The sequence below is a fragment of the Streptomyces sp. DH12 genome (assembly GCF_020873895.1).
GTDB lineage: Bacteria > Actinomycetota > Actinomycetes > Streptomycetales > Streptomycetaceae > Streptomyces.
This window is the reverse complement of sequence record NZ_JAHWGT010001384.1, coordinates 1-417: the sequence shown is the minus strand read 5'-3', so window position 1 is coordinate 417 and position 417 is coordinate 1. Positions and strand designations below refer to the sequence as shown.

The 417-nt window shown below is 73.1% G+C and carries 1 pseudogene; it reads left to right on the top strand.

Annotated features, from left to right (window positions below):
• Window positions 1-152: 152 nt before the first annotated feature.
• A pseudogene (locus tag LPA54_RS40190) lies at window positions 153-417 on the top strand (serine/threonine protein kinase); the annotation flags it as partial.

Below are 417 nucleotides of genomic sequence, written 5' to 3'. Positions count from 1 at the left end.
ACAGTACGGAGAGCGGGTTTGATGACCGGTCCGTCGCGTGCCGGATCCGGCAGCCCGTCCCGGACCGGAGGCCCCGGCAAAGGCTGTAGCGTGGCCGACGGAGACCGTAACAACACCGCGCGCACCGCGGGCAGAAACGACGGCGAGGACTGATGGCACAGCAGCAGCGCGCTCAGGGCCCGTCCGACCCCGAGGCGACTGGCGGCGGCATGTCGGACGCGCCGGACAACTGGGGCAACGGCGGGCTGGTCGGCGACGGCCGGTACCGGCTCACGCACCGGCTCGGCCGGGGCGGCATGGCCGAGGTGTTCGCCGCGGAGGACGTACGCCTCGGGCGTACCGTCGCCGTGAAGCTGCTGCGCTCCGACCTGGCCGAGGACCCGGTGTCCAAGGCGCGCTTCACGCGCGAGGCCCAGT